Source organism: Enterococcus sp. 7E2_DIV0204, assembly GCF_002140855.1.
Taxonomy (GTDB): Bacteria; Bacillota; Bacilli; order Lactobacillales; family Enterococcaceae; genus Enterococcus_L; species Enterococcus_L lemimoniae.
The window spans coordinates 931,472-955,659 of record NZ_NGKY01000001.1 but is presented as its reverse complement, the minus strand read 5'-3'; the positions used below and the strand labels follow the sequence as shown (position 1 = coordinate 955,659).

Below are 24,188 nucleotides of genomic sequence, written 5' to 3'. Positions count from 1 at the left end.
TTTTGACATATTTTAGGAGGAAAGCTGATGTTATATGAATACAAGAAAGTTAGTATTGAACATTTTGACTGTAATGTTTTGTTTTACGGAAGAGAGTTAACACCGGCTGATTATGCTTATTCCGGAAAGAATACACGAGATTATTATGTTTTGCATTTTATTTTATCGGGGAAAGGCAGCTTTGCTAGTGCAGGCAATCGTATGACACATTTGCAAGCAGGAGATGTGTTTATTTTACCTAGGGCAGTTCCTTGTTTTTACCAAGCTGATAACCAAGAACCATGGGAATATAGTTGGATTGGTTTTTCTGGTAGCGGTATTCGAGATATTTTACTACAGAGCCAAATTATGGAAAAACATTACTTAAAAGATGTAGCAACTAGTCAATTTGCCGAACAATTTGCCGAACTATTTCAAAGTCTACATGCTCCATTAAATCTAAGTAATCGTTTATTAGTTCAAAGTAGAATTTTTCAAACATTTCATTATTTAATTCAAGAGTATCCTTCAAAAAAAGATCAGGTCAATACCAGTTCCTACGAACATTTTGAGCAAGCCGTAAAACTAATGAAAGAAAACCTAATGGAAGGTTATAATGTAACAGACGTAGGTGCTGCATTACATTTATCACGTAGTTATTTATATACGGTCTTCAAAAAATTTGCTGAAATTAGTCCGCAACAGTATTTATTAAATTTACGAATAGATACAGCGAAGGAGTTACTAAAAGATACCAAATATTCTTTGCAAAGTATTGCTGGGTTGGTTGGTTATAAAGATCAATTTACTTTTTCAAAAGCCTTTAAACGACTTGTTGGCAAATCGCCGCAGGAATTCCGAATGGAGAAATAAAACTCTGTGTGTTTGATAAAGCCAGTTAACAAAAGGTTAAGCAAGTCCCAATCGCGATTCCCGAAGGCAAACAGAATGAAAAAATTGATTGACCTACAAGTTAACTTTAAGGGATAAACTAGACTGTTCTACTTAATACCTTTTTTATTGATCATCTCAAAAATTACTTGAAATAGTAGCAGGAGATGATTATTTCTGTAGAAGCAAGCTGAATGTGGAAATATTTGTTAGCTACTATTTCAATGGGAAGGATAAAAATAGAAGATTAATTGTAGTGTGATTTTCTATTTTTATGCTCACTGGGCGAAATGCCCATCTCCTTTTTAAATACTTTACTAAAATAATTTCCTGTAGAAAAACCAACCTTTTTTGCGACAGCATCCACTGCGTTATCCTCCCATAATAGCGATAATGAATGAAGGATGCGCACTTTTTTTAAATAGTGTATCGGTGGCGAGTTATAAGCTACTTCGAATTGCCGAATCAATTTGTATTTTGATAGTTTGTATTTTTCAGATAAAAACTCTAGACTAATATCTTCGAAATAGTGTTCATCAATATATTCTTTTATAGCCTTGATGGTATCTGTTTTTTGTTGGGTTTCTTTTTGCATCTCGTCCTTAATATCTAAAAAAAGAGCAAATGCAGCTTTAGCATTTTGTGTAACCGTTAATTCCTGTGTTTTTAAATCAAGAATAAATCTTCGCAACAGTTCAATGAATGTCTCTGATAATTCAACAATGGTAATCGATGTATCTAACCATTGCAGCATACTTCCTGAAAACTCTACAAATAGAAAGTGCCAATCTTCACCGAAATAACGATAATTTCCAGGGATCTTAGCAAAAAAAGCCTTATTTTGTGTTAAGGGAACAGTTTTGTCTCCTAGTTGTATAAATCCTTGCCCCTTTAATGTTACTTGCAAAACAATTAGTTGTTCTTTTCGATTACGTGCGTCCCAATCATAATGCATACTTCCTTGGCCGACACCAATACCTCGGATGAGTGGTAAATGTCGGTCATCGATGTAATGGAATTGACGTACAAAATTCTGCAATTTATTACCCTCCATGAAATAATTTCTTCTTGTTACTTCTGATTATACTCGATATCATGGATATAATAAAAGAAGAGGGATGATAAATATGTCGATCTATTTTGATGCATCACAGAATTTTTTTCACCTGAGCAATAATGAAATCAGTTATATCATTGGTATCGAAAAAGAACAATATCTTACCCATAGATATTTTGGTCCTCGTTTGGCAGAGTATCATCAAGTCAATCAGCTGCAAATGATCGATCGCGGTTTTGCTACGAATCCAATCAGTGAAGAACGTACTTTTTCGCTAAACACGCTACCACTTGAAACGAGTACGCAAGGTAGCCTGGATTATCGAGTGAGTAATTATCAGTTTCGGAATATCGATGGACATTGTATTACTAATTTTGCGTATGATCATTTTGAAATTTCAGAAGGCAAGCGACCTTTAGAAGGTCTCCCTTCACTAAGGGGAGACCAAGGACAAACCTTAGCAATTTATCTTGTAGATTCTATCCAGTCACTTGAAATGGTGTTGTATTATACGATATATGAAGATCTTCCTGTCATTACACGTAGCGTATCATATACAAACAATGGGACACAGATAGTCTATATAGAAAATGCTGGTTCGATGCTCTTAGATTTTCCCCGTTGTGACTTTGACTTACTAACACTTAACGGGGCCCATACAAATGAAGCAACAATCCATCGCCAAGCTCTCCATCCTGGTATACAAAAAATCGCATCGACCAGAGGAACGAGCAGTCCGCAGCATCATCCGTTCTTAGGGCTTGCTGATCGGTATACGAATGAAGATCAAGGGGATGTTTATGGTTTTCATTTTATTTATAGTGGAAATTTTGTTGCTCAAGCTGAAGTAGAGCAGTATGGAAGCACACGGGTTCAAATCGGAATCAATCCAGAGACGTTTGAATGGAAATTGTCACCTGGAACAACTTTTCAAACGCCAGAAGTTGTGTTGAATTTTAGTAGGCAAGGATTTAATCAGCTTTCCCAGACGTTTCATACGTTATACCAAACCTATCTGATTCCTAAGCAATGGCAACAGGAGGAGCGTCCCATTTTACTTAATTCTTGGGAAGGCAATTATTTTGATTTTACTGAAGAGGACTTGATCCGCCAAGCTCAATTAGCGAGTATATTAGGGATTGAATTATTTGTTTTAGATGATGGGTGGTTTGGTCAACGTGCAGATGATACAACTTCTTTAGGCGATTGGTATGTGAACACCGCAAAACTTCCAAATGGGATCGAGCATCTTGCGGATGTTATTCACCAACAAAAGATGAAATTTGGTTTATGGTTTGAACCAGAAATGATTTCTGTAAAAAGTCGTTTATTTGAGAGACATCCAGAATGGAGTTTACAGGTTCCAAATTACCCTCAAACACAAGGGCGACAACAGCTGGTCTTAAATTTAAGTTTGCCAGAAGTTCAAGATCACCTCATTCAAATACTGATAGCGTATCTGTCATCAAATAAAATCGATTATATAAAATGGGATATGAATCGACATTTAACGGAAGTGGGCAGTTTTCTTTTACCCAATGATCAGCAAAAAGAAGTTAGCCATCGTTATGTCTTAGGACTATATCGTATTCTATCTGAAGTAACAGAACGATTTCCCAAAGTCCTTTTTGAAAATTGCTCTAGTGGTGGCGGACGATTTGATCCAGGAATGGTTGCTTATATGCCTCAAACTTGGGCAAGTGATAATACAGATGCGTTATGTCGCTCGAAAATCCAATATGGCTATAGCTATCTGTATCCACCAATTATGATGGGGGCTCATGTTTCGGATAGTCCTAATCATCAAGTAGGTCGAAACACCCCTTTAGAAAGTCGCTTTTTAATTGCAATGAGTGGAAACTTTGGCTACGAATTAGCGATAGAAAAACAATCGCCACAAGAACTCGAAATGATAAAAGAGCAAGTTATATTTTATAAAAAGCATCGTAAACTGTTACAGTTTGGTCAATTCTATCGTCTAAAAGAACTTGATGCGTCTTATTCTACTGCTTGGCTATTTAAAAATGAAACAGAAGCGCTTCTTGTCTATTCCAATGGACTAGCTCAACCAGCACAAACGGTTCAGTATTTAAAAACAAAATATCTTGAGGAATCAGCTCTTTATAAGGATATGAATACAGGGGAAATATATAGTGGTAGTGAATTAAATCATGCCGGTATTCTTGTACCGAGGATCAAAGGGGATTTCAATTGTTTCTATATTCATTGGACTGTTATTAGGTAAATGATACATTAAAAAAAACCCTTACGGCGAACCGCCGTAGGGGATCTTTTTGTTAATTTAGTAAAACAGCATAGGCTTCGTAAGGGAGAAGGGTTTGACTAATGTCTTTTTCATAATTATGAATCAGGATTTTTTTGATTTGTTGTGTTGCATCCAATAAGAATTGAGCCGGCTTATTGGAAAAATTGACAACAACTACTATTTCTTCTCCTTCATACTTACGGATATAAGCTAAAACTGCTGCATCTTCTGTTTGAATACTCTCAAATGTTCCTTCTGTAATCACTGGTACTTCTTTTCGGAGCTGAATCAATTTTTTGTACGTATAAAATAGAGAGTTTGGATCATCTAAAGCGGCTGCTACATTGATTTCACTTGAATCTCCTGCAGATAACCAAGGAATACCAGTTGTAAAGCCCACTTGTTTAGAATTATCCCACTGCATCGGATGGCGTGCGTTATCACGTCCTTTGGCATTGATAGAGGTAATGATTTCCTCTTCTGTATATCCTAAAGTGATGCGTTCATTATACATTCTACGACTTTCAATATCATCGACTTCATTTATGGATGTAATTGGATGATTGATCATCCCGATTTCTTCACCTTGGTAAATATAAGGTGTTCCTTGAAGAAAATAAAGATAGATAGCCAACATTTTACCACTAAGCACCCTGTACTCTTGATCATTGCCCCAACGAGAAATGATTCGTGGCAAATCGTGATTATTCCAAAATAGGGAGTTCCAGCCTTTACCAGTTAATTCAGTTTGCCATTTAGAAAAAACATGATGCAGTTCTTTTGGATCAAGTTTTTTTAGATCCCATTTTCGTTTGCCCGGTTGTTTATCCAAATTGATATGCTCAAATTGGAAAACCATCGATAATTCATCTCTGTCCTCATCTGAATAAAGCTGAGCAATTTCGGGTGTTGCCCCCCATGTCTCACCAACTGTGACCAAATCGTATTTTCCAAAGGTGTTTTGATTCATTTCCTGTAATAGTTCATGGAGTTTTGGTCCATTTTTAGTAATGAATTGGTCGGGTTCTTTTCCAATTAAATCAATAACATCTAGACGAAATCCGCCTACTCCTTTTTCGATCCAGTAATTCATCATACGATAAATTTTGTTGCGCATCGTTTTATTTTCCCAATTTAAGTCAGGTTGCTCTTTGGCGTGTAAGTGAAGGTAATATTCTCCAAGTTCTGGAACCAATGTCCAAGCAGAACCGCCAAAGTTTGACTGCAGAGTGTTCGGGGGTCTTCCGCCAACGCCCTTTCTCCAAATATAAAAATCATGAAACTCGCTCTTTGGATCGTGAAGCGCGGATTGAAACCACGGATGTTCAGAGGAAGTATGATTGACGACTAAGTCCATGATGATCTTGATATTCCTCTTTTTAGCTTCTTCAATTAGTGTGTCCATATCCTTCATTGTTCCATAATCTGGATCGATCGCTTGATAATCACTGATATCATAGCCATTATCTTCATTAGGCGATTGATATACAGGACTTAACCAGATTGCTTCTATTCCTAGAAAAGCAAGATAATCTAACCGTTGAATAACTCCAGGAAGATCCCCGATGCCATCTGCGTTCGTATCTTGAAAGCTACGTGGATAGACTTGATAGATCGTTGCTTTTTTCCACCAATTAGTTTTCATAACGCACACTCAATGCTAGTAGATCTTGGTTTCCATCGGCACTTAATGTGTCAATTACTTCAACGGCTTCATAGTCGTTCGTATTGGTCACGATCATCATCACTGTTGGGTCAAAGCCGGCTTGTTTGACAGCGTCTAAATCGACTGTTCCTAAGATATCCCCTTTTTTCACTAAGTCTCCATATTTTTTAGTCGTTTCAAAGAATTCTCCATTTAATGTTACCGTATCGATTCCAATATGGATCAGTACTTCTGCACCATGAGTTGTTTTTAACCCATAAGCATGTTTTGAATCGTATACGACCGTTAATTCCCCATCAGCTGGTGCGTAAATAATCCCTTTTTCTGGAATTACTGCAATGCCTTTTCCCATCATTTCTTGAGCAAAGACAGGGTCGTTGACTTCTTTTAAAGAAATAGGTGTGCCTTTGACAGGTGCAGCTAAGATTTCATCTTGAACAGCGATGATTTCCGCTTCAGGATCTTCATTGATTTCAACCGCAACTTCACCTTTACTAGTATCATCATCTGCAAATACAGCCATATGACGTTTACCATAAGCATATGTCGTAACAAAACCAACTAAAATACTGATGACGATTCCAATCATGAAATAAGGAATTGATTTTGGTGCGATTGAAATAAATCCGATCACACTAGCAGGTCCCATTGCCACTGATAAAACATGAAATGCACCAATAAATACACAAGCAACTGCTGAAGCAATCATACCGCAGATAAATGGAAATTTAAGTTTTAAATTGACCCCAAAAATTGCTGGTTCCGTAATTCCTAGCATCGCTGAAATACTTGCTGAGGTCGCTAAACTTTTTTGTTTTTTATTTTTAGTTAATAACATAATGGCAAGTGTTGCTGCACCTTGACCAACATTTGCCATAGATGCAACTGGGAAAATGAAGGAACCGCCAGTACGTGCAACATCCGCTAACAAGGTGGTCTCGATTGCTGGAAAACTTTGATGTAGTCCTGTAATAACAATCGGTGAATAAAACAGTCCGAATACACCTAAGCCGATTGCTCCTGTTGTATTATACAACCAAACAAGTCCATCAGTTAAACCATCTGAAACGATTCTCATAACAGGGCCCACAACGATAAAGGTTAAAAATCCAGTAATAATGATGGCTAGCATTGGGGTGAAAGTAAAATCAAATGCATTTGGAATGCGTTTGTGGAAGAATTTTTCTAAAGTTGCTAAAAGCCAAGAAACCACTAATACTGGCAATACAGAACCTTGATAACCTGCTTGGGCAACGTTCATCCCAAAAATATGCCAATAATTCATACTACCTTCAGCAATCGCATTAGCAACACCATAACCATTGACTAAATCAGGCATAACCATCGCCATTCCAATGGCCGCACCTAGATAGGGATTACCACCAAAGCGTTTGGTTGCGGAAAATCCGACTAAAATAGGTAAGAAGGCAAAAGGAGCCGAAGCTAACAGATTAATGATACTAGCAACATCCGTTACATTAGGGAACATTTCTACAACGGATTGCGGTCCAAACAAATGTTGTGCAGTTAACACATTATTCAACGCCATCAATAAACCACCAGCAACTAAAGCTGGAACAATCGGAACAAAAATATCAGATAATACTTTAATAAAGGCCATAATTGGATTGTTCTTCTTACCATTAGCTGCTACTGCTTTTAAATCAGCAGTGGATGCTTCTTTGACATTCGTTATTTTTATCAGTTCATCATAGACGTTGTTGACATCGCCAGCTCCAATAATGATTTGAAACTGGTCATTGGCTTCGAAGGTTCCTTTAACAGCGTCATTATTGTCTAAAGCTTTTTGATCCACCTTGCTTGAATCTTTTAAAACTAACCGTAGTCTTGTTGCACAATGCGCTGCCGCTTGGATATTGTCTTCGCCAAGTGCTTGATTGATTTCCTCTGCTACTTTTTTGTAATCCATTCTCGTTCCTCCTAAATGTCATTTAAGCGATTTCAATAGAAGTGCTCATCTTTTTATGAAAGATAGAAATGAAATCGCTTTTTCACATCCAAAGTATACCATTTTTTATAAAATTGTCAAACGTATAACAATAGTTAAAATCTATTATAAAAGGGGTGAATGTATTTTTTTATTATGGATTGATTAACGTTTGACATTATATATCTTTAAAGTTAAACTATATGCAAGAATACGCTTACGAGGAGAGTACATATGTCTGTAAAAAAAGCTTGGACAAAAGAAGAACGTTATCGACCATATCAAGAATGGGATAAAACGCACTTGGCCTTATTAAAAGAGAAAATTGTTAATTCTAAATGGCGTTTAGGGTATCATATCCAGCCAAATACTGGCTTACTAAATGATCCAAATGGTTTTTCATATTTTAATAATCAATGGCATGTGTTTTATCAATCATACCCAATGGGAGCTGTTCATGGGCTAAAATCTTGGTATCATCTGACATCTGATAATTTAGTGGATTGGAAAGAAGAGGGAACGAAAGTGTTTCCAGATAGTTTGTATGATAGTCATGGTGTTTATTCGGGGTCTGCTTTGCCTGTTTCGGACCAGTTGTTTCTTGCTTACACAGGAAATGTTCGTGATGCAGAGTGGGTTCGTCATTCTTATCAGTTAGGTGCCTGGATGGATGACTCTGGAACAGTTAGGAAAATCGAAACGCCGCTGATTACTGAACCACAGGCAGGTTACACATCTGAATTTAGAGATCCCCAAGTGTTCCGTTCCGATGATGAGTACTTGATGGTCATAGGTGCTCAAAATGAGGCTGAAAAAGGAAAGATTCTTACTTATCAGAGTTCTGATTTGCTTACATGGCAGTGCAAGGGTGAATTAGAGTTTACCGATAAAGAAATGGGTTTTATGATTGAATGTCCTAATTTACTAGTAACAAAAGATGCGGCATTACTTATTTTTTGTCCTCAAGGTTTAGAACCAGATATTTGCTCTTATCAAAATATTTATCCTAATACTTATGTTATCGGGGATTCTTACGATAGCGAAGCGAATCGTTTGATTCAGCCTACTGCATTAAAAAATCTAGATGAAGGGTTTGATGTATATGCTACACAAGCCTTTCAAGCACCAGATAACCGTTTATTGTCTATTAGTTGGGTAGGTTTACCGGAAATTGATTATCCAACGGATCAAGAAGAATGGGCCCATTGTTTAAGTAGTGTAAAAGAGCTACTTATAAAAGATAAAAAATTGTATCAACGTCCTGTCGCAGAAATGAAACAATTACGTGTAGGTGAAGCGATTGAGTTCAACCAAGATTCTGATTCTTTTTTTGAAACAGACACAAATCAGTATGAATTAATGCTATCATTTGACCCGCTTTCCTGTGGAACGCTTACTTTGTTTACGAATAAAGAACAAAATAAAGGATTAACGATTAATTTTGACTCGCAACATGGTAAAATAACGATAGACCGTAGTCAAGCTGGTGCTGTTTTTGGAGAAGAATATGGATTTGTTCGATCGTTTTCTGTTGAACAAAAACCTTTGGAACTACAAATCTTTGTAGATTCTTCGATTGTTGAGATTTTCATCAATGAAGGTGAACAAGTAGCAACGATGCGAGTCTTTCCAGAAACATATCAGACAGGAGTCCATCTAGATTGTGATGGAGTCTATCAAGGGAAATTATGGCAACTGCGGAAAACTAACCAATAAAGGATGAATGAACATGGTTGTCAAACTAACGGATGTAGCAAAGAAAGCCGGTGTTTCTCCCACTACTGTTTCTCGTGTTATTAATAATTATGGTTCTTTAAGCCAAAAAACGATTGATAAAGTAAATTTGGCAATGAAAGAGCTGAATTATCAACCAAATTCTTTAGCTCGTTCCTTACAAGGAAAAAATACACAACTGATTGGATTGATTTTTCCAACTGTTGCAAATCCTTTTTTTGGTGAGCTCGTTGAAAGAATCGAAGGAAAACTATTTGATTTAGGCTACCGTGTTATTTTGTGTGATAGTGCCAATAACAAAGAAAAAGAACGTCATTATATTAATATGCTTGCTGCGAATAAAGTAGATGGGATCATAGCTGGTGCTCACAACCTAGGAATCACTGAATATGAAGATATCGAGCTGCCTATTGTTTCTTTTGACCGTTATTTAGCGGACAATATTCCAATCATTGGCAGCGATAATTTTCAAGGGGGCTATCTAGCTACTGAAACATTATTTGTTAAAGGTGCACGAAAAATTGCGATTCTTACTGGTTCACAAGAATCCAATTCGCCTACAAATTTTCGCTTAAATGGGTATTTAAGTTTCTTAGAGAAACACGAATTAGAACCTAAAATTTTTCAGATTCAAACAACGGCTAGATCAACAACGTTGAAAAATTTAGAAATCAAACATATTTTAGAAACAGAAGAAATCGACAGCTTGTTTTGTACGGATGATTTAACGGCTATCCTAGCATACAATCAATGTCAGCAGTTGAAGATAAACGTTCCTGAGCAAATCAAGATCATTGGGTATGATGGGACCAAATTCATTCAAAATTATTTTCCTCAACTATCAACGATTGCCCAACCAATGGCTGATTATGCAGATATTTTAGTAGATTTGTTGTTACAACGAATCCAAAATCCAGAAAAAAAGCTTGAAAAAAATTACCTGCTACCGGTAAAACTAATTCAAGGTCAAACAACATAACCCTTAAAAGGAGTGAACAATATGTTATACGGTGCAATCGAGGCTGGAGGCACGAAATTTGTTTGTGCAGTAGGAAACGAAAACTTAGAAATAATTGAGCGTGTATCGTTTCCTACAGAAACACCTGAAAAAACCATGCGCTCTGTGATTGATTTTTTCAAAAAATTTGAAACACTCTCAACTATTGGAGTCGGATCATTTGGCCCAATCGATGTTAAACGAGAGTCTGAAACGTATGGTTATATTACATCTACACCTAAACTTGCATGGAAGAATTTTGATTTTGTTGGGTATTTAAAAGACCAGTTGGCTAACATTTCTGTTGCTTGGACAACGGATGTAAATGCGGCTTGTTATGGGGAATATGTTGCAGGATGCGGTAAAGGGTTATCAAATGTAGTGTATTATACTATCGGAACAGGAGTTGGTGGTGGTGCTTTAGTAGATGGGCAATTCGTTGAAGGCTTTAGCCATCCCGAAATGGGCCATGCAATGGTTCGACGACATCCTGATGATACATTTATCGGTAGTTGTCCGTACCACAAAGACTGTTTGGAAGGCTTGGCTGCAGGACCTGCCATCGAGAAAAGAACGGGGACTAAAGGACAGGATTTACCACCAGAAGATTCGTCATGGGATATTGAAGCATACTACATTGCACAATGTGCGTATAATACGACCTTACTTTTTTCTCCACAAATAATTATTTTTGGCGGCGGCGTTATGAAGCAAGAACAATTAAGAAAAAAAGTCCAAGAACAATTCGCCAAGCTCATCAACGATTATGTGAAATATCCAGATTTATCGACTTATATCGTTACTCCTCAATTGGGGGACAATGCTGGTGTGATTGGTGGTCTCGCTTTAGCGAAGGATTTGTATCTACAGGCTTAACCAAAGGTGACAAAGTAGAAGCCACTATAGACTATCGTTCAATGACTTATAATTTAATCGATGTGTGATCTTTTTTTTCATATTATTGATTTGACAGTCTATCCAACTATTATTCACTTCCAATACGAAGAGTAATATCATAACTAGGAATATTTTTAGAAATCTCGCCATAAATGGACTAAATAATAAAAGAAACGTTCTACACTTACAATCAGATCAAGATTACAACAATAGACATTGTAAGTAAAAACACAATCTTGTATAATAAAACTAATCAGAAAAGCTACTTCTACTTCCTAGTAGAAGTACTTTTTTTATCTAAATTTAAAGGAGGAAAAAGTATGTTTTTAAATTTTATCGGGTTAACGTTATTCTTTGGTATGGGAATATTAGTTGCAAATGGTCTTAGTTTAATGATCACAAAAGGGAGAAATATCAAAAAAATCCTTGTGTTAGTGGTTATTGAGCTACTTTTGCTGGGCAGTTTCTTATTTATTGCCTTACCTAGTAAGACACTGTCAACTATTCTATGGATCAACCTAATAGGGGCTGTGGTTGCAAGTGGTTTATTATTAGCAAGTCGTTCTCTTAGCCAAGCCTCTAATAAAATCTTGCATAAAGGGCATAAAACTACTGGGATAACCGGAGTGAATGATTGGTCTGGGCGTGTATTAGGCCTTAGTATTGTTGCAATGGTTTTATTATTCATTGTTAGTTCTGTAACGAAGATAACAGCGATTGATGATGTCTACCAAACGATTCCTTTGAAGACTGAAGAAAAGGCAGAGGTTTTAACATCTACCAAAGAAACGCCGATAGCCATTGCACCGAAAACAGCAAAACGTAAAATGTTACAAAAGTTCTCAGTGATTCCAAATTCCAATATGTTTACACTGGATGGGATTACAGCGCAAGTTGTGAATGGGGAATATGTCTATGTTGCAACAGTAGAGTTTAATGGATTTTTCAAATGGTCAAAATTAGGAGCAGTTCCTGGCTACTTCATTATTAGCGCAACGGATATCAATGCGCAACCAAAATTTGTGGAAAAGCCGATCATTTACACACCTTCAGCTTATTTTGGGAAAGATGTTGCACGTAAAATCTATGCAGCGTATCCTGATTATGCGGCTACAGGGAAAATCAATTTGGAAATCGATGAAGAGGGAAATCCTTTTTATATCCAAACATTATATAAAGAATACGGTGTTTCTGGTCGAATGAACTATAACGAATTTAAGACAGCCGTTTTAAATGCTACAACGGGCAAAGTGAAAGTCTATGACAGCAAAGATGCGCCCAAATTTGTAGATGCGCCAATCACAAGTTCTGCTGCCAACAGTATCAATGAATACTTTGGACGTTATAGCCAAGGTTGGTGGAATCAAACGATGTTTGGTGCTAAAAAAGATGTTAAAATCCCGACGGAAAATGGTATCTATGCATCAGGTCAAATCACACCAATGATGAATAAAGAAGGCAGTCAATTATTGTATTTTACAGATTTTACAAGTGGAGATGAGGATCAAGATTCCGCTTTAGGCTATTCACTGATCAATGCCAGAACAGGTCAAGTAACCTATTATCGTGATACAAAAGTCGGGATCATGGATAGCGATGGCGCCATTTCGATTGCAGCGAAAATTTACCCAGAGAAAAAATGGAAAGCCAGTATGCCAGTGTTGTATAATATCGATGGTGTTCCAACTTGGATTGTTTCTTTAATGGACAGTAAAGGGATTTTCAAAAAATATGTGTATGTCAATGCAGTTGATAATGATATTGTGGTGGATGCTGATGCGGCACAAAATGCATTGGATGCTTACCGAATTGAATTAGCAACAAAAGGCAGTAATAATACAAGTAGTGAAGCTGCGGATTTACAAGAAATCAAAGGAAGTGTTTCTCGTGTGACGATTGTTGCTAGTGAGGCACAAACTGTTGTTTCTTTCTTATTGGAGAACGATAAAATCATCTACAGTGTGACAACAAATAATAGTCCAATGGCTCTTTTCTTGAAAGAAGGGGACAAGGTGGCGTTCAAAGCATCAGTTACAGCAGATGTAAAAGCTGCCAGTATTGAAAATCTTGTGATTGAAGGGCTAGAATAGTGATCTAGAAAAGTTTAGCGGTAACAGCATATAACGACTATAAACCTAGAGGGGAAAAGGCCCTCTAGGTTATTTTAATAGACTAAAAACGAGTAATGAAAAAATGGAACAGCCCTATTTTTCTTTTACTTTAGCACTTATATTATTTGCTCAGGGAAGACCTGGCTAAATACGAGCTAAAAACACAATTTTATTTTCACTCATATCTATCTTTCCTCGTTTTAATCCCAAGCTATCATCTAGTTAATTCAATTCTTTTAACATTCCAAAGGGCAATTCCCAAGAATAGAACACTGCTCACGATCAAAATCATGACAGGAATCAAGACATCGTGTTGATAGTTCATAACAATCCCTAGTTCTTTTTGAACTGCCAGTGCAATTTTGGGAGAATCAGAAGCAAACGCATTTTCTGTCAGAATTTTTCGGATCAAAACAATCCCACTTGTTAGAGGGAAATATTGAATCACGTTTCTTGTGGCCTCTGGTAAGCTGCCGATTGGGACATAACAGCCAGTTAAAAAACCAAGTAATGGACCGATAATAGAGGTCATCGTTGAAAATGTATCAATTCGACGGAAGAAACTGGCAATAAAAAACATAAATGCTGAAGAACATAAAACGGTCAGCAGACTTGCTAAAATGAGTAAGCCAAATTGTTTAAAGGATAGCAAAGCACCATTTGAAATAAAGACGATATACAACTCAGAGACAATGATCACACCTAATGTCACGAACATTGAAATAAAAAAGGTACTGAGAAAATACCCCAACATGATGTGTTTTTTTGAAATAGGTGAAATCATAAAGTCTGTATAAACATTACGTTCTTTGTCACGAATCAATTGGCTGACCGAACCTAACGTAGAGCTGGCTGAGACAATTCCAATCACACCTGCCAACATCCACGTGTCGATCACTAATTGTGGCTGCGAAAGCATCGATAATTGCTTGATCATGCTATCTCCTAATAAAAATACATATAAACCGATCATGATAAAGGCACCTATGAAGGAACCCACTACTGCTTGTTTATTTTTAAAAAATAAGGTTAATCCTCTATATACTAATGCATTCATTTTAGTTGTTCTCCTTCTTGGCAATCGATAAAAAGACATCTTCTAGAGTGTTACACTGGTAGGTCTTTTTTAAATTTTCAGGTGTGTCATAAGCGACCGTTCGACCTTCTGCTAGCATTAAGATTCGATCGGAATCTCTGGCTTCTTCCATATAGTGGGTAGTTAAGACGATGGTCATCTGATATTTTTCTTTTAACTGATGGATCAATAGCCACATATCGGCACGAGAGAGGATATCTAATCCTGTAGTCGGTTCATCGAGAAATAATAATTTAGGTGTGTTCAATAATGCTCGGGCAATATCTACCTTACGTCGTTCTCCTCCCGATAAAACACCATAACGCTTATTTAGTAGATGACTTCCTTGAACGTCCTGTAATTTTATTTTGGCTAGTTCTTTTGCTTCTTTCCAATTTTTAGTATAAAAATAAGCTCTCATAACTAAATTTTCCTTTACTGACAATTCAGAATCCATAATGCTATTTTGAAATACGACTGATATCAGTGATTTGTGTTCTAAAGAGTCTGATCCTATTTTTTTGCCATCTAATTCTATTTCTCCAGTGTCAGCTTTGAGTAATCCTAAAAGCAAGGAAATCAAAGTTGATTTTCCAGCACCATTTGGACCGAGAATAGAAAATAACTCACCGTTTCTAATGGAAAATGAGACAGAATCCAATACGACTTGCTCCCCATATTTTTTTCCAAGCGTTGTTACGTTGACTAATTCATTCATCTGATTTGCTCCTTTTTATTCTTGTTGATAAATCAACTATAACTGCTAAGATTTTAAGGAACAATAGTATTTTCCTAAGTGGTTAAAATTCAAAACCAAGAGGTAAAAAAATATGCAAAAATTCACGAAAATGAAAAGAAACAAAGGATTCTCAATGTTGAGATTGAATAGATCCAACTTATTGTTCTTCAAATTTTCATGAATTTTTGCTCATCGTTAATTAGTATAGTCTAACCTAACCTTGTTTTCGTTTTTGGATAAATTGATTGATCTTTTCTGCTTCTTTGAGGTCATTGCTATACATAATAAATCGGATAAACAGATAAATCAGCACAACGATGACATAATTCAGTAATAGCCCACCAAAACCTAGTTTCCAATGAAGCAAACGATTTGCTAGGGTTATTTGCAAACAAACAATCAGTAAGTAGATCCCGTGATTTAGTAGGATTCTTTGGCTAGAGTATTTTTCATGATCTTCAATAAGAAAGTGTAATGAACCAGAAATCGCGGCAATCAATAACATATAGCCGAGAGAATGAGTTAATGCATCGGTTTGTAAAACGAAATTGAGTATGACCAGTGTTGTAAAGATCAATGAGGTCAAACGAAAAGCTTCTTTCAAATAGTTGATTATCTTCATATTTATCGCTCCATTCCAAGACATTTTTTTAATTCTGGAACATATTTTCTCGAGATCGCAACTTTTTCCTCATTGATCAAACGAGCTTCAAATCGTCCGCTAAGCAAGGGGGCAATTGCTTGGATTGCTTCGATATTAAGCAACATCGATTTTGAGATACGGATAAAATCAAAATGCATTAATTTTTCTTCGAGTTGGTAAAGTTTGTCATTACTTTGATACACTTGTTTTTCAGTATAAATAAAGCTTCTTTTATCGACGACCTCAATATATAAAACATCAGAAAACAAAATTTTGTAGAGCGCATTTTCTGCCTCGCCAATTAAAAAATGCTCTTCTTCATTGAGGATGCTGATTGCTTTTTCAATGGTTGGTGATAGTTGATGAAGCTTAAATGTGGCTTGTTCTTCAGTGGTTGGATCAATAATTTCAATAGTAGTTTTCACACTCGTTTCCTTTCTAACGTAGACTTATTGCCATTATTATAGCATAAGGGCAATCTGCTTTAGAGCATGATTTGATTAGTTGTTGTCTTAGAAGCGTTAGAGTAAACTTACTGGTAGAAAGAGGTATGCGTACTTCATATCCAAAAGGAGGAATAATGATGAATGTTACACAATTATCTAGTGATACGTTAAAGAGAGCACAAGAGCGTTTTGAAGAGACCTTGGATCAAATGAGTGTGGATGAAGCGAATACGATGCCGGCAGCCTTGATTAAATCAGTTACCTGGTTAATCTGGCATACGGCAAGAGAACTGGACTATCAGATTTCTGAACTTAATCAGACCAAGCCGTTATGGTTATCAGCAGGCTGGAGTACGAAATTTGCATTGGATTTACCGGATGACACAGAAGATTGGCATCATACACCAGAAGAAGCTGCAAAAGTCAAAGTAACGGAGAAAGCATTACTATCTGAGTATTTAAAAGCAAGCGTAGATCTTACCAATACGTATTTAGCAACACTTGAGGGAAAAAATCTTAGTGATGTTGTAGATAGAAACTGGACACCAGTTGTCACACGGCAGGCGCGGATTGTTTCTGCTATCGACGATGCTGTGATGCATTCAGGGCAAGCTGTGTATACAAGAAGATTGGTGATTGGGAAGTAGTTAAGAGTAAAGTGTGGGGACCTTCGTTTTAAATGTCAACTGAAATCGAGTGTTGAGTCGAGCAAAAAGAAACGCTATTTAAGTATTTTATGTACTTAGAATAGCGTTTCTTTTTATTGATCAGGATGACGTACTGGATTCCCTTAAAATCAATGAAACGGGAACCACAATTTGGCGACCTAATTCTCCTTTTTTACTAATCAATTCTAGCAACGATTCCACCGCATAGTTGGCAATCAAGGTAGTATTTTGGCGTACAGATGAGAGTGTAGGCGTCGTATATTTTCCAGCATAAGTATCATCGAAACCAATTAATTTTATTTTTTTAGGAACATCGATTTGATTTTTCTTTAGACTTAGCATTAACTCTAACGCAATTAAATCATTGATCGAAAAAATGCCATCTACATTCGGATTTTTCTTAAGAAAAGTAAGCAAATTTTGCTCGAAATCTGAATGTTCAATATCGATAGAAAGTAAGTGTTGTTTTGCATTGAAGGGGATACTATTTTTCTTTAATGCATCTTTAAAGCCTTTCAACCGTTCTTTAGCGCTAGTTGATTTTTGATTATGCATCGCAATAATAGGATGCAGACATCCTTCATGGATTAATTCTTCGGCACTTTCAAAAGCGCCTTGATAATGATTGGACGAGATGAAAATAGTATTTTCTTTCTTTTTCGGTTCGCGATCAATGCAGATATAAGGGATTTTCTTTTCAGCACTAGAAGAATCAAACTCAAACTCTTCCGCGCCCGAAATCACGATTAGGCCATCTACCCCTTTGCCTTCTAAAATGCGTAGGTACGCAAGTTCTTTTTCTGAGCTTCTAGAGGTATTACAAATAATGGTGGAGTAGCCTTTAGCAAATAAAATTTCTTCCAATTGTTGAACAACATCAGAAAAGAAATAATTACTGATATCCGGTACTAAAATTCCAATCGTAAATGATTTATTCATGCGTAAATTTTTCGCGCTATAGTTCATTTTATAGCCAGTGTCTTCAATAACCTTGAGCACTTTTTTTCTAGTTTCAGCTGAAAAGCGGCCGTTATCATTAATGACCCTAGAAACAGTCGCAACAGAAACTCCGGCAATCTCAGCAATATCTTTGATCGAATAGTTTTTCATAGATAGCATCCTTTTGAGTAATCGTTCTCTTTTTTCTTTTATATTTAATACTATTTTCTCATAAATTCTAGCTGAATACAAACATTCAAGGCAAATTTTGATTGACAGGTTAAAATATTGGTGATATATTGTCCATAAACAAAGGTAAACGATTACTCATTTTTTTTTGAAGCTTGGGTAATCGTTATCTCAAGAGAGGAGGAAATACAATGGACAAATTATTATGTCCCTCAATGATGTGTGCAGACTTTTCTAATTTAAAAAAGGATACGCAAGAACTTGATCAAGCGGGGGTCGATATTTTTCATATGGATATTATGGATGGTCGTTTTGTTCCCAATTTTGGAATGGGTTTGCAAGATTTTGAACTCGTTCGTTCTGTTACGGATAAACCGTTGGATGTTCATTTAATGATTCAAGAACCAAGTAAGTACGTAGAGAAGTTTGCGGACCTTGGGGCGGATATTATTTATATTCATCCTGAGGCTGACCAGCAGGCTGCCAGAACATTGGCTATGATCCAGCAGAAAGGGAAAAAAGCAGGTATTGCAATCAACCCGGGAACCTCAGTTGAAACGATCCTGGATTTACTATTTTTAGTAGATTATGTGATGGTGATGACTGTAAATCCTGGATTTGCAGGGCAGCAATATTTAGCGTATACAGATTCTAAAATAGAAAAACTCGTGGGCTTATCAAAAATACATCATTTTGAAGTAATGGTTGATGGGGCAATTTCACCAGAAAAAGTGGCACAATTAAGTAAAAATGGTGTGACAGGTTTTGTATTAGGAACATCGGCATTATTTGGGAGAGCGGGAACTTATCAAGAAATACTGACAGAATTAAGAAAATAATAGAATTGAGTACACAAAAATAGTTTAGTTCTCACTAATAGGAGGAATCAGTTTATGAAATTGGCAATTGGCAGTGATCATGTTGGCTTTGAACTAAAGCCGATTATTATCGATTATCTAAAAGAATTGGGACATGACGTTGAGGACTTTGGCGCATATTCGTCAGAACGAACGGATTATCCTCAATATGGTAAAAAAGTAGCAGAAGAAGTTGCTTCTGGAAACGTTGATGGTGGGATTTTGATTTGTGGAACAGGTGTTGGGATTTCGATTTCTGCCAATAAAGTAAAAGGAATTCGTGCAGTTGTTTGTAGCGAACCCTATTCAGCACGGCTATCTAAAGAGCATAACAACACGAATATCCTTGCGTTTGGTTCTCGAGTGATTGGGAGCGAACTAGCAAAAATGATAGTAAAAGAATGGTTAGATGCTTCCTTTGAAGGGGGAAGGCATGCCAAACGAGTAGAGATGATTCGGCAGCTAGAGAATTAAAAAAGAGTTTACTCTCTTTATTAATGGATAATTATGATTAATTTTGAAATAAAATGAAAAAAAATGGTTGAAATTGAAAATGAGAGATGCTATTATGGGGGTGTAGAAGAGAAAAGGAGGAATAAAAATGAAGTTAGCGACAAGAATCAATTCATTTTTACCAAAATTCAATAATGATGTAGAAGAAGTCTTGCAAGAATTTAATCGCTTAGGATTAACACATGTTGATTTTAATTATCCAGAACATGTAGAAACGATTTCTGCTAAAAAAATGAAAGGGATTTTACAAGCCAATAAGTTGCAGGCTAATGGGGTTGCTTTACGGTTTCGAGATGAATTTATTAACGGGGAACTTGGAAATGCGGATCAAAGGATTTCAATGAAAGCTATACAGTTATGTAAAGAAGCCTGTGATTACTGCCGTGAAGTCGGGGGCGAGGTTGTGACTATTTGGTTAGGCTTTGATGGGTTTGATTACTCATTTCAGATTGAGTATGAAAAAGTTTGGAATCAAATCAAAGACTGTCTGATCGAAATCTCTGATTACGCACCAGACCTTAAGATTAGTATTGAGTATAAGCCGTTCCAACCAAGAGCATATGCCTTTTTAGATAGTTTTGGAGTAGCGTTATCAATGGTTCATGAGGTCGGTCGTGAGAATTTGGGCATTACGTTAGATTATTGTCATATGCTGATGAAACATGAAAATCCTGCATATGGAGCAAGCATTTTAGGTAGTCGGGAAAAATTGTTTGGGGTTCATTTAAATGATGGCTATGGATTGAATGATGATGGTTTGATGATCGGGACAAGTACATTGATCAAAACGATCGAATTTATCTATTATACGAAACTGCATAACTACGATCATGCATTTTATTTTGATACATTCCCAGTGATTGAAGAGCCAGTAGCCGAATGTGAAAGAAATATCAAGATGATCAAAAAAATCGATTCGATCATAGATAGATTAGGGATGGACTATATTGCCGAGCTAATCAAGCAAAATAGTGGAGTGAAAGTAAGTGATTTAGTATTAGAAATCTTAATTTAAGATTTCTAAAACTAAGTTCTAACAATAAAAAGAATCAGGGGAGTGAATAAAGATGGATTTCAAATTAGCAGCAAAAGAAATTTTAGAAAATGTTGGCGGCGCAGATAATTTAGCGAATATGACACATTGTGCTACACGATTGAGATTAACATTGAAAGATCCTTCTAAGGCAAATGATGAGGCAATCAAAGAGATTGATGGTGTTGTCAATATTGTCAACAAAGCCGGACAATATCAAATTTTGATCGGAACTGAAGTACCGAAGTTATACGATGAATTTGAAGCATTAGTTACAGACGATGATGGTAGTGTTCAAGTAAATAATGATGGCGAGAGTTCTGGTAACATTGTTAGTAATATTTTTTCAGCTATCTCAGCCATTTTTGCTCCGTTATTACCTGCCTTAGCGGGTTCGGGTATTCTACGAGGCTTGTTAATCTTAGCTGTGCAAACGGGTATTTTATCCGAAGCTAGTGGAACGTATAGTATTTTAAATGTTGCGTCAATGAGTGTCTTTTATTTTTTACCAGTATTGTTAGCGTTTACTTCAGCTAGAAGGTTTGGCGCTAGTCCTTATTTATCTGCATTGATAGGTGCAGCATTACTAAATCCAGAATTTATTGCATTGATGGGAGATACTGGAAATGGTGCTACAACAAGCTTTTTAAAAATCCCTGTTGTTTTAATGAATTATAATTCTACAGTTGTTCCCATTATTCTCTCAATTTGGGCGTTTTCTTATCTGTATAAGTTCTTAGATAAGAAAGTTCCAGAAACACTAAAATTAGTTATTATTCCATTAATCTCTCTAGCAGTCATGATCCCATTGACGGTGATCGTTATTGGTCCAATTGGTGTTTATAGTGGTGAAGCTGTTGCACAAGTTGTTAATTGGTTGATTGAACGCAGCAGTATTTTAACGGGTATCTTGATTGGCGGTGGTTGGAGTGTTCTTGTGAGTTTAGGGATTCACTGGGCCGTTAATCCAATCATGATCAACAATGTTTCAACTTATGGTTTTGATTATATTGTCCCATTTACGTTTGCCTGTAACTTTGCGGTAATTGGGACGACGATCGGTGTCTATTTTAAAGCAAGAAATAACAAGCTCCGTAGTTTTGCTGTCACCGGTTTAGTTACAGTTGCTCTTTCAGCGATTATCGAGCCTACTTTATTCGGTTTATTAGTAAAAAATAAAAAGTTGTTTTTAGCGCAAATCATTGGTGGGGCTGTAGGCGGGGCTTATTTAGGCTTAACCAAAGTAGTAACAAACGCCTTTGTGTTTGGTAGTGTGACAACTTTTCCGGCTTTTGTGACCGATAATGCATCAAATTTTATTCAAGCGATGATTGGATTAGGGATCTCGTTAGCAGTATCAGCTATTTTAGCTTATATGTTTACGGAAAGGGAAGAAATGTTATCTTAAAAACGTCAAAGAACTTCTTTCAAATTCGTTTATTTCGTTACTATTTATCCATATTTATGGTATTTTAAGAATGTATATCCTTCTTGAACTAGTTCGTAATGAAAAAATGAAAGGAGTTTCTTATGATTCCCTATGTACGACAAGAGAAAATTATAGAAATACTAGAAAATAGAGAGCTGATCAAAATCGAAGAACTACAAACCTTAATTCCGGAAGTGTCTATGTCTACTCTTCGACGTGATTTAAAAGAGCTTGAAGGGTTAAATAAGGTCCAAACTTTGTCAGGAGGCGCTGTCAAGATTTGTTCAAGTGTTTCGGAGCTGCCTATGTCAACCAAATCCAGTTTGCAAACAAAAGAAAAACTGTATATAGCTGAATTGGCTGCTCGTGAGGTTGTCACTGGAGAAACGATTTATCTAGATTCTGGTTCCACGTGTACGACATTATTAAGAGAATTACTTAAAAAGAAAATCAAGATCATTACTACAAATACGGATGTTTTTCGATTGACAGGAGAATTTGAAGCAGAGATCACAGTTTTAGGTGGAACTTACGATCCTAAAATTTCGTCATTAAGTGGTCCGTTAGCTGAAGCAAACATTCAAAAATATGTCTTTGATAAAGCGTTTCTAGGCGCAAACGGGATTGATTTAAAATTTGGTGTAACGACGCCAAATTTAGTTGAAGCAATCAAAAAAAAGACCGTCATCGATCATGCGAAAAAGTCATTTTTGTTATGTGATAGCTCTAAGTTTCATAAATCATCTGCAGTGAAATCCTTTGATTTGAATGAAGTTATTTTGATTTCGGATAAAGAGGATTCAGAATTGAGTAAAGCAATGAAGATTATTGCGAAATAAGGGGAGGCACAATAAAGTGTGCGTTCTCTGGAAGAAAACAAGCGGTTGAGACAGAAGTTGCTTCTGTTCCAACCGCTTATTCAGACACTTATTTTTTCGCATTTTTCCTACGCAAATTGAAATGCTAGAACGAAACAGGCTCTGATATTGAAACCAGTTTCCTTATTATAATCATTTAAGCACGATTAGCGGTAGGGCTTTCGATGTATTTACTTTGAGGTTTTTGTGTTGTAGGTAAGGATAATGTAATAGATATTTCTATAAGAAAGTGTAATAATGTCAACGTTATCAGTCGTTTTTTTAGGTGCTGCAGTAGCAATAGTAGGCGGGGGGGGGGTGCAAATAAAAAGCAATCTAAAAAATAAACATTGTATGGGACGCTAGTTAGAAAATTTCTTCTAACTAGCGTCCCATACTCAGGAATGTAATTCAAAACTGCTCATATAAATCATCATCAACTTCTCAATCCGCGCCCTCTATCAATCAAATACCAACAAACTGCATAAAGCACAGAGATAAAGAGAATCAAAATAACTAGAGACAAAATGATCGGGACATCGATCGTGCCGAGGAAACCATACCTAAAACCCGAAATCATATAGACAATCGGATTGACTTTAGAGATGGCTTGCCAAATCGGTGGCAACATAGAGATTGCGTAAAAGACACCACCAAGATAGGTTAATGGTTGCAAAACGAAGGTTGGAACGATAGAGACATCATCAAAAGATTGGGCAAAGATCCCATTTAATAAACCAGCTAATGAAAATAAAATAGCGGTCATAAGAAGGGTAATAATCACAATCGACCAAGAATAAACATGAAGTGGTACAAAGAATAAAGAAATTATGGTTACAAGTGTCCCAACTAGAACACTTCTGCCCAAGCCGCCAAAGACAAATCCCCAAATAATAATGTGGGTTGGCACTGGTGCAACGAGTAATTCTTCAATATTTTTCTGGAACTTCTGTGAGAAAAATGAAGAAGAAACATTCGCATAAGAACTGGTGATAACAGACATCATGATTAGACCTGGAACAATAAATTCCATATAAGAAAATCCTTCCATCTGCCCGATCCGCCCACCGATCAGATTTCCGAAAATAACAAAATAGAGTGAAGTGGTAATGACTGGTGGTACTAAGGTTTGCACCCAAATCCGTAGATAACGATTCGTTTCTTTGACTGCAAGGCTTCTTAAAGCGGTGAAATATAACTTAAACATGTTCATTCTCCTTATTCGTATAAAAGTATTGATGCTTATGCCGTATA

General features: G+C 36.5%; 21 protein-coding genes. 12 read left to right on the top strand and 9 right to left on the bottom strand.

Annotated features, from left to right (window positions below):
- The first annotated feature begins 27 nt into the window (after positions 1-27).
- Entirely contained in the window at positions 28-852 is an 825-nt protein-coding gene (locus tag A5819_RS04540) for an AraC family transcriptional regulator (protein WP_086277136.1), read from the top strand.
- A gap of 265 nt (positions 853-1,117) precedes the next feature.
- On the opposite strand, the gene A5819_RS04535 is transcribed toward A5819_RS04540, so the two are convergent.
- Entirely contained in the window at positions 1,118-1,909 is a 792-nt protein-coding gene (locus tag A5819_RS04535; RefSeq protein ID WP_086279649.1) for an AraC family transcriptional regulator, read from the bottom strand.
- An 88-nt stretch (positions 1,910-1,997) separates the two neighbouring features.
- On the opposite strand from A5819_RS04535, the gene A5819_RS04530 reads away from it, so the two are divergent.
- The gene (locus A5819_RS04530; protein WP_086277132.1) at positions 1,998-4,172 is read left to right on the top strand and encodes an alpha-galactosidase; all 2,175 of its coding nucleotides are present in this window, start codon (positions 1,998-2,000) and stop codon (positions 4,170-4,172) included.
- A gap of 52 nt (positions 4,173-4,224) precedes the next feature.
- Here A5819_RS04530 and A5819_RS04525 read toward each other — a convergent pair whose 3' ends face one another.
- Together A5819_RS04525 and A5819_RS04520 are read right to left on the bottom strand one after the other, a co-directional pair.
- A complete protein-coding gene (locus A5819_RS04525) occupies positions 4,225-5,838 on the bottom strand; it encodes an alpha-glucosidase (protein ID WP_086277130.1) in 1,614 nt (537 codons plus the stop codon).
- Positions 5,828-7,789 (bottom strand): sucrose-specific PTS transporter subunit IIBC, encoded by a 1,962-nt coding sequence (locus tag A5819_RS04520; RefSeq protein WP_086277127.1) that lies wholly within the window; start codon positions 7,787-7,789, stop codon positions 5,828-5,830. Before A5819_RS04520 ends, A5819_RS04525 begins: the two co-directional genes overlap by 11 nt.
- A 252-nt stretch (positions 7,790-8,041) precedes the next feature.
- Between A5819_RS04520 and A5819_RS04515 the strand changes: the two genes are divergently transcribed.
- The 4 genes from A5819_RS04515 to A5819_RS04500 all read left to right on the top strand — a co-directional run bounded on the left by A5819_RS04515 (position 8,042) and on the right by A5819_RS04500 (position 13,525).
- Complete coding sequence (locus A5819_RS04515) at positions 8,042-9,523, top strand: sucrose-6-phosphate hydrolase (RefSeq protein WP_086277124.1); 1,482 nt, start codon at positions 8,042-8,044, stop codon at positions 9,521-9,523.
- Positions 9,524-9,536: 13 nt separating this feature from the next.
- A complete protein-coding gene (locus A5819_RS04510; protein WP_086277121.1) occupies positions 9,537-10,520 on the top strand; it encodes a LacI family DNA-binding transcriptional regulator in 984 nt (327 codons plus the stop codon).
- A gap of 21 nt (positions 10,521-10,541) precedes the next feature.
- Positions 10,542-11,414 carry an ROK family protein gene (locus tag A5819_RS04505; protein WP_086277118.1) on the top strand — a complete coding sequence of 291 codons (873 nt, stop codon included), beginning with the start codon at positions 10,542-10,544 and terminating at the stop codon, positions 11,412-11,414.
- Positions 11,415-11,755: 341 nt separating this feature from the next.
- Positions 11,756-13,525, top strand: a complete 1,770-nt coding sequence (locus A5819_RS04500) for a DNA-binding protein (protein ID WP_086277115.1) — start codon at positions 11,756-11,758, stop codon at positions 13,523-13,525.
- A 235-nt stretch (positions 13,526-13,760) separates the two neighbouring features.
- Here the strand turns inward: A5819_RS04500 and A5819_RS04495 are convergent, their stop codons facing one another.
- The 4 genes from A5819_RS04495 to A5819_RS04480 all read right to left on the bottom strand — a co-directional run bounded on the left by A5819_RS04495 (position 13,761) and on the right by A5819_RS04480 (position 16,428).
- On the bottom strand, positions 13,761-14,603 hold the full coding sequence (locus A5819_RS04495; protein WP_086277113.1) for an ABC transporter permease: 843 nt from the start codon (positions 14,601-14,603) through the stop codon (positions 13,761-13,763).
- Position 14,604: 1 nt separating this feature from the next.
- Positions 14,605-15,339, bottom strand: coding sequence for an ABC transporter ATP-binding protein (locus A5819_RS04490; protein ID WP_086277110.1), 735 nt, complete (start codon positions 15,337-15,339; stop codon positions 14,605-14,607).
- 235 nt (positions 15,340-15,574) lie between these two features.
- Entirely contained in the window at positions 15,575-15,982 is a 408-nt protein-coding gene (locus tag A5819_RS04485; protein ID WP_176271358.1) for a DUF3021 family protein, read from the bottom strand.
- A 2-nt stretch (positions 15,983-15,984) separates the two neighbouring features.
- Complete coding sequence (locus A5819_RS04480; protein ID WP_086277104.1) at positions 15,985-16,428, bottom strand: LytTR family DNA-binding domain-containing protein; 444 nt, start codon at positions 16,426-16,428, stop codon at positions 15,985-15,987.
- A 158-nt stretch (positions 16,429-16,586) separates the two neighbouring features.
- Here A5819_RS04480 and A5819_RS04475 point away from each other — a divergent pair, with 158 nt between their 5' ends.
- Positions 16,587-17,096, top strand: coding sequence for a DUF664 domain-containing protein (locus A5819_RS04475; RefSeq protein WP_086277101.1), 510 nt, complete (start codon positions 16,587-16,589; stop codon positions 17,094-17,096).
- Between the two features lie 120 nt (positions 17,097-17,216).
- Here the strand turns inward: A5819_RS04475 and A5819_RS04470 are convergent, their stop codons facing one another.
- Positions 17,217-18,227 (bottom strand): LacI family DNA-binding transcriptional regulator, encoded by a 1,011-nt coding sequence (locus A5819_RS04470; RefSeq protein WP_086277098.1) that lies wholly within the window; start codon positions 18,225-18,227, stop codon positions 17,217-17,219.
- Positions 18,228-18,436: 209 nt separating this feature from the next.
- Here A5819_RS04470 and rpe point away from each other — a divergent pair, with 209 nt between their 5' ends.
- The 5 genes from rpe to A5819_RS04445 all read left to right on the top strand — a co-directional run bounded on the left by rpe (position 18,437) and on the right by A5819_RS04445 (position 22,916).
- Positions 18,437-19,084 carry a ribulose-phosphate 3-epimerase gene (gene rpe / locus A5819_RS04465; protein WP_086277095.1) on the top strand — a complete coding sequence of 216 codons (648 nt, stop codon included), beginning with the start codon at positions 18,437-18,439 and terminating at the stop codon, positions 19,082-19,084.
- A gap of 54 nt (positions 19,085-19,138) precedes the next feature.
- Positions 19,139-19,576, top strand: coding sequence for a ribose 5-phosphate isomerase B (gene rpiB / locus A5819_RS04460; protein WP_086277091.1), 438 nt, complete (start codon positions 19,139-19,141; stop codon positions 19,574-19,576).
- Positions 19,577-19,703: 127 nt separating this feature from the next.
- Positions 19,704-20,630: a sugar phosphate isomerase/epimerase gene (locus A5819_RS04455; RefSeq protein WP_086277088.1), complete on the top strand. Its 927-nt coding sequence runs from the start codon at positions 19,704-19,706 to the stop codon at positions 20,628-20,630.
- 52 nt (positions 20,631-20,682) lie between these two features.
- Positions 20,683-22,056, top strand: coding sequence for a PTS transporter subunit EIIC (locus A5819_RS04450; protein WP_086277085.1), 1,374 nt, complete (start codon positions 20,683-20,685; stop codon positions 22,054-22,056).
- 122 nt (positions 22,057-22,178) lie between these two features.
- Positions 22,179-22,916, top strand: a complete 738-nt coding sequence (locus A5819_RS04445) for a DeoR/GlpR family DNA-binding transcription regulator (RefSeq protein ID WP_086277083.1) — start codon at positions 22,179-22,181, stop codon at positions 22,914-22,916.
- Between the two features lie 454 nt (positions 22,917-23,370).
- Here the strand turns inward: A5819_RS04445 and A5819_RS04440 are convergent, their stop codons facing one another.
- A complete protein-coding gene (locus A5819_RS04440) occupies positions 23,371-24,141 on the bottom strand; it encodes an ABC transporter permease (protein ID WP_086277080.1) in 771 nt (256 codons plus the stop codon).
- Between the last annotated feature and the right edge of the window lie 47 nt (positions 24,142-24,188).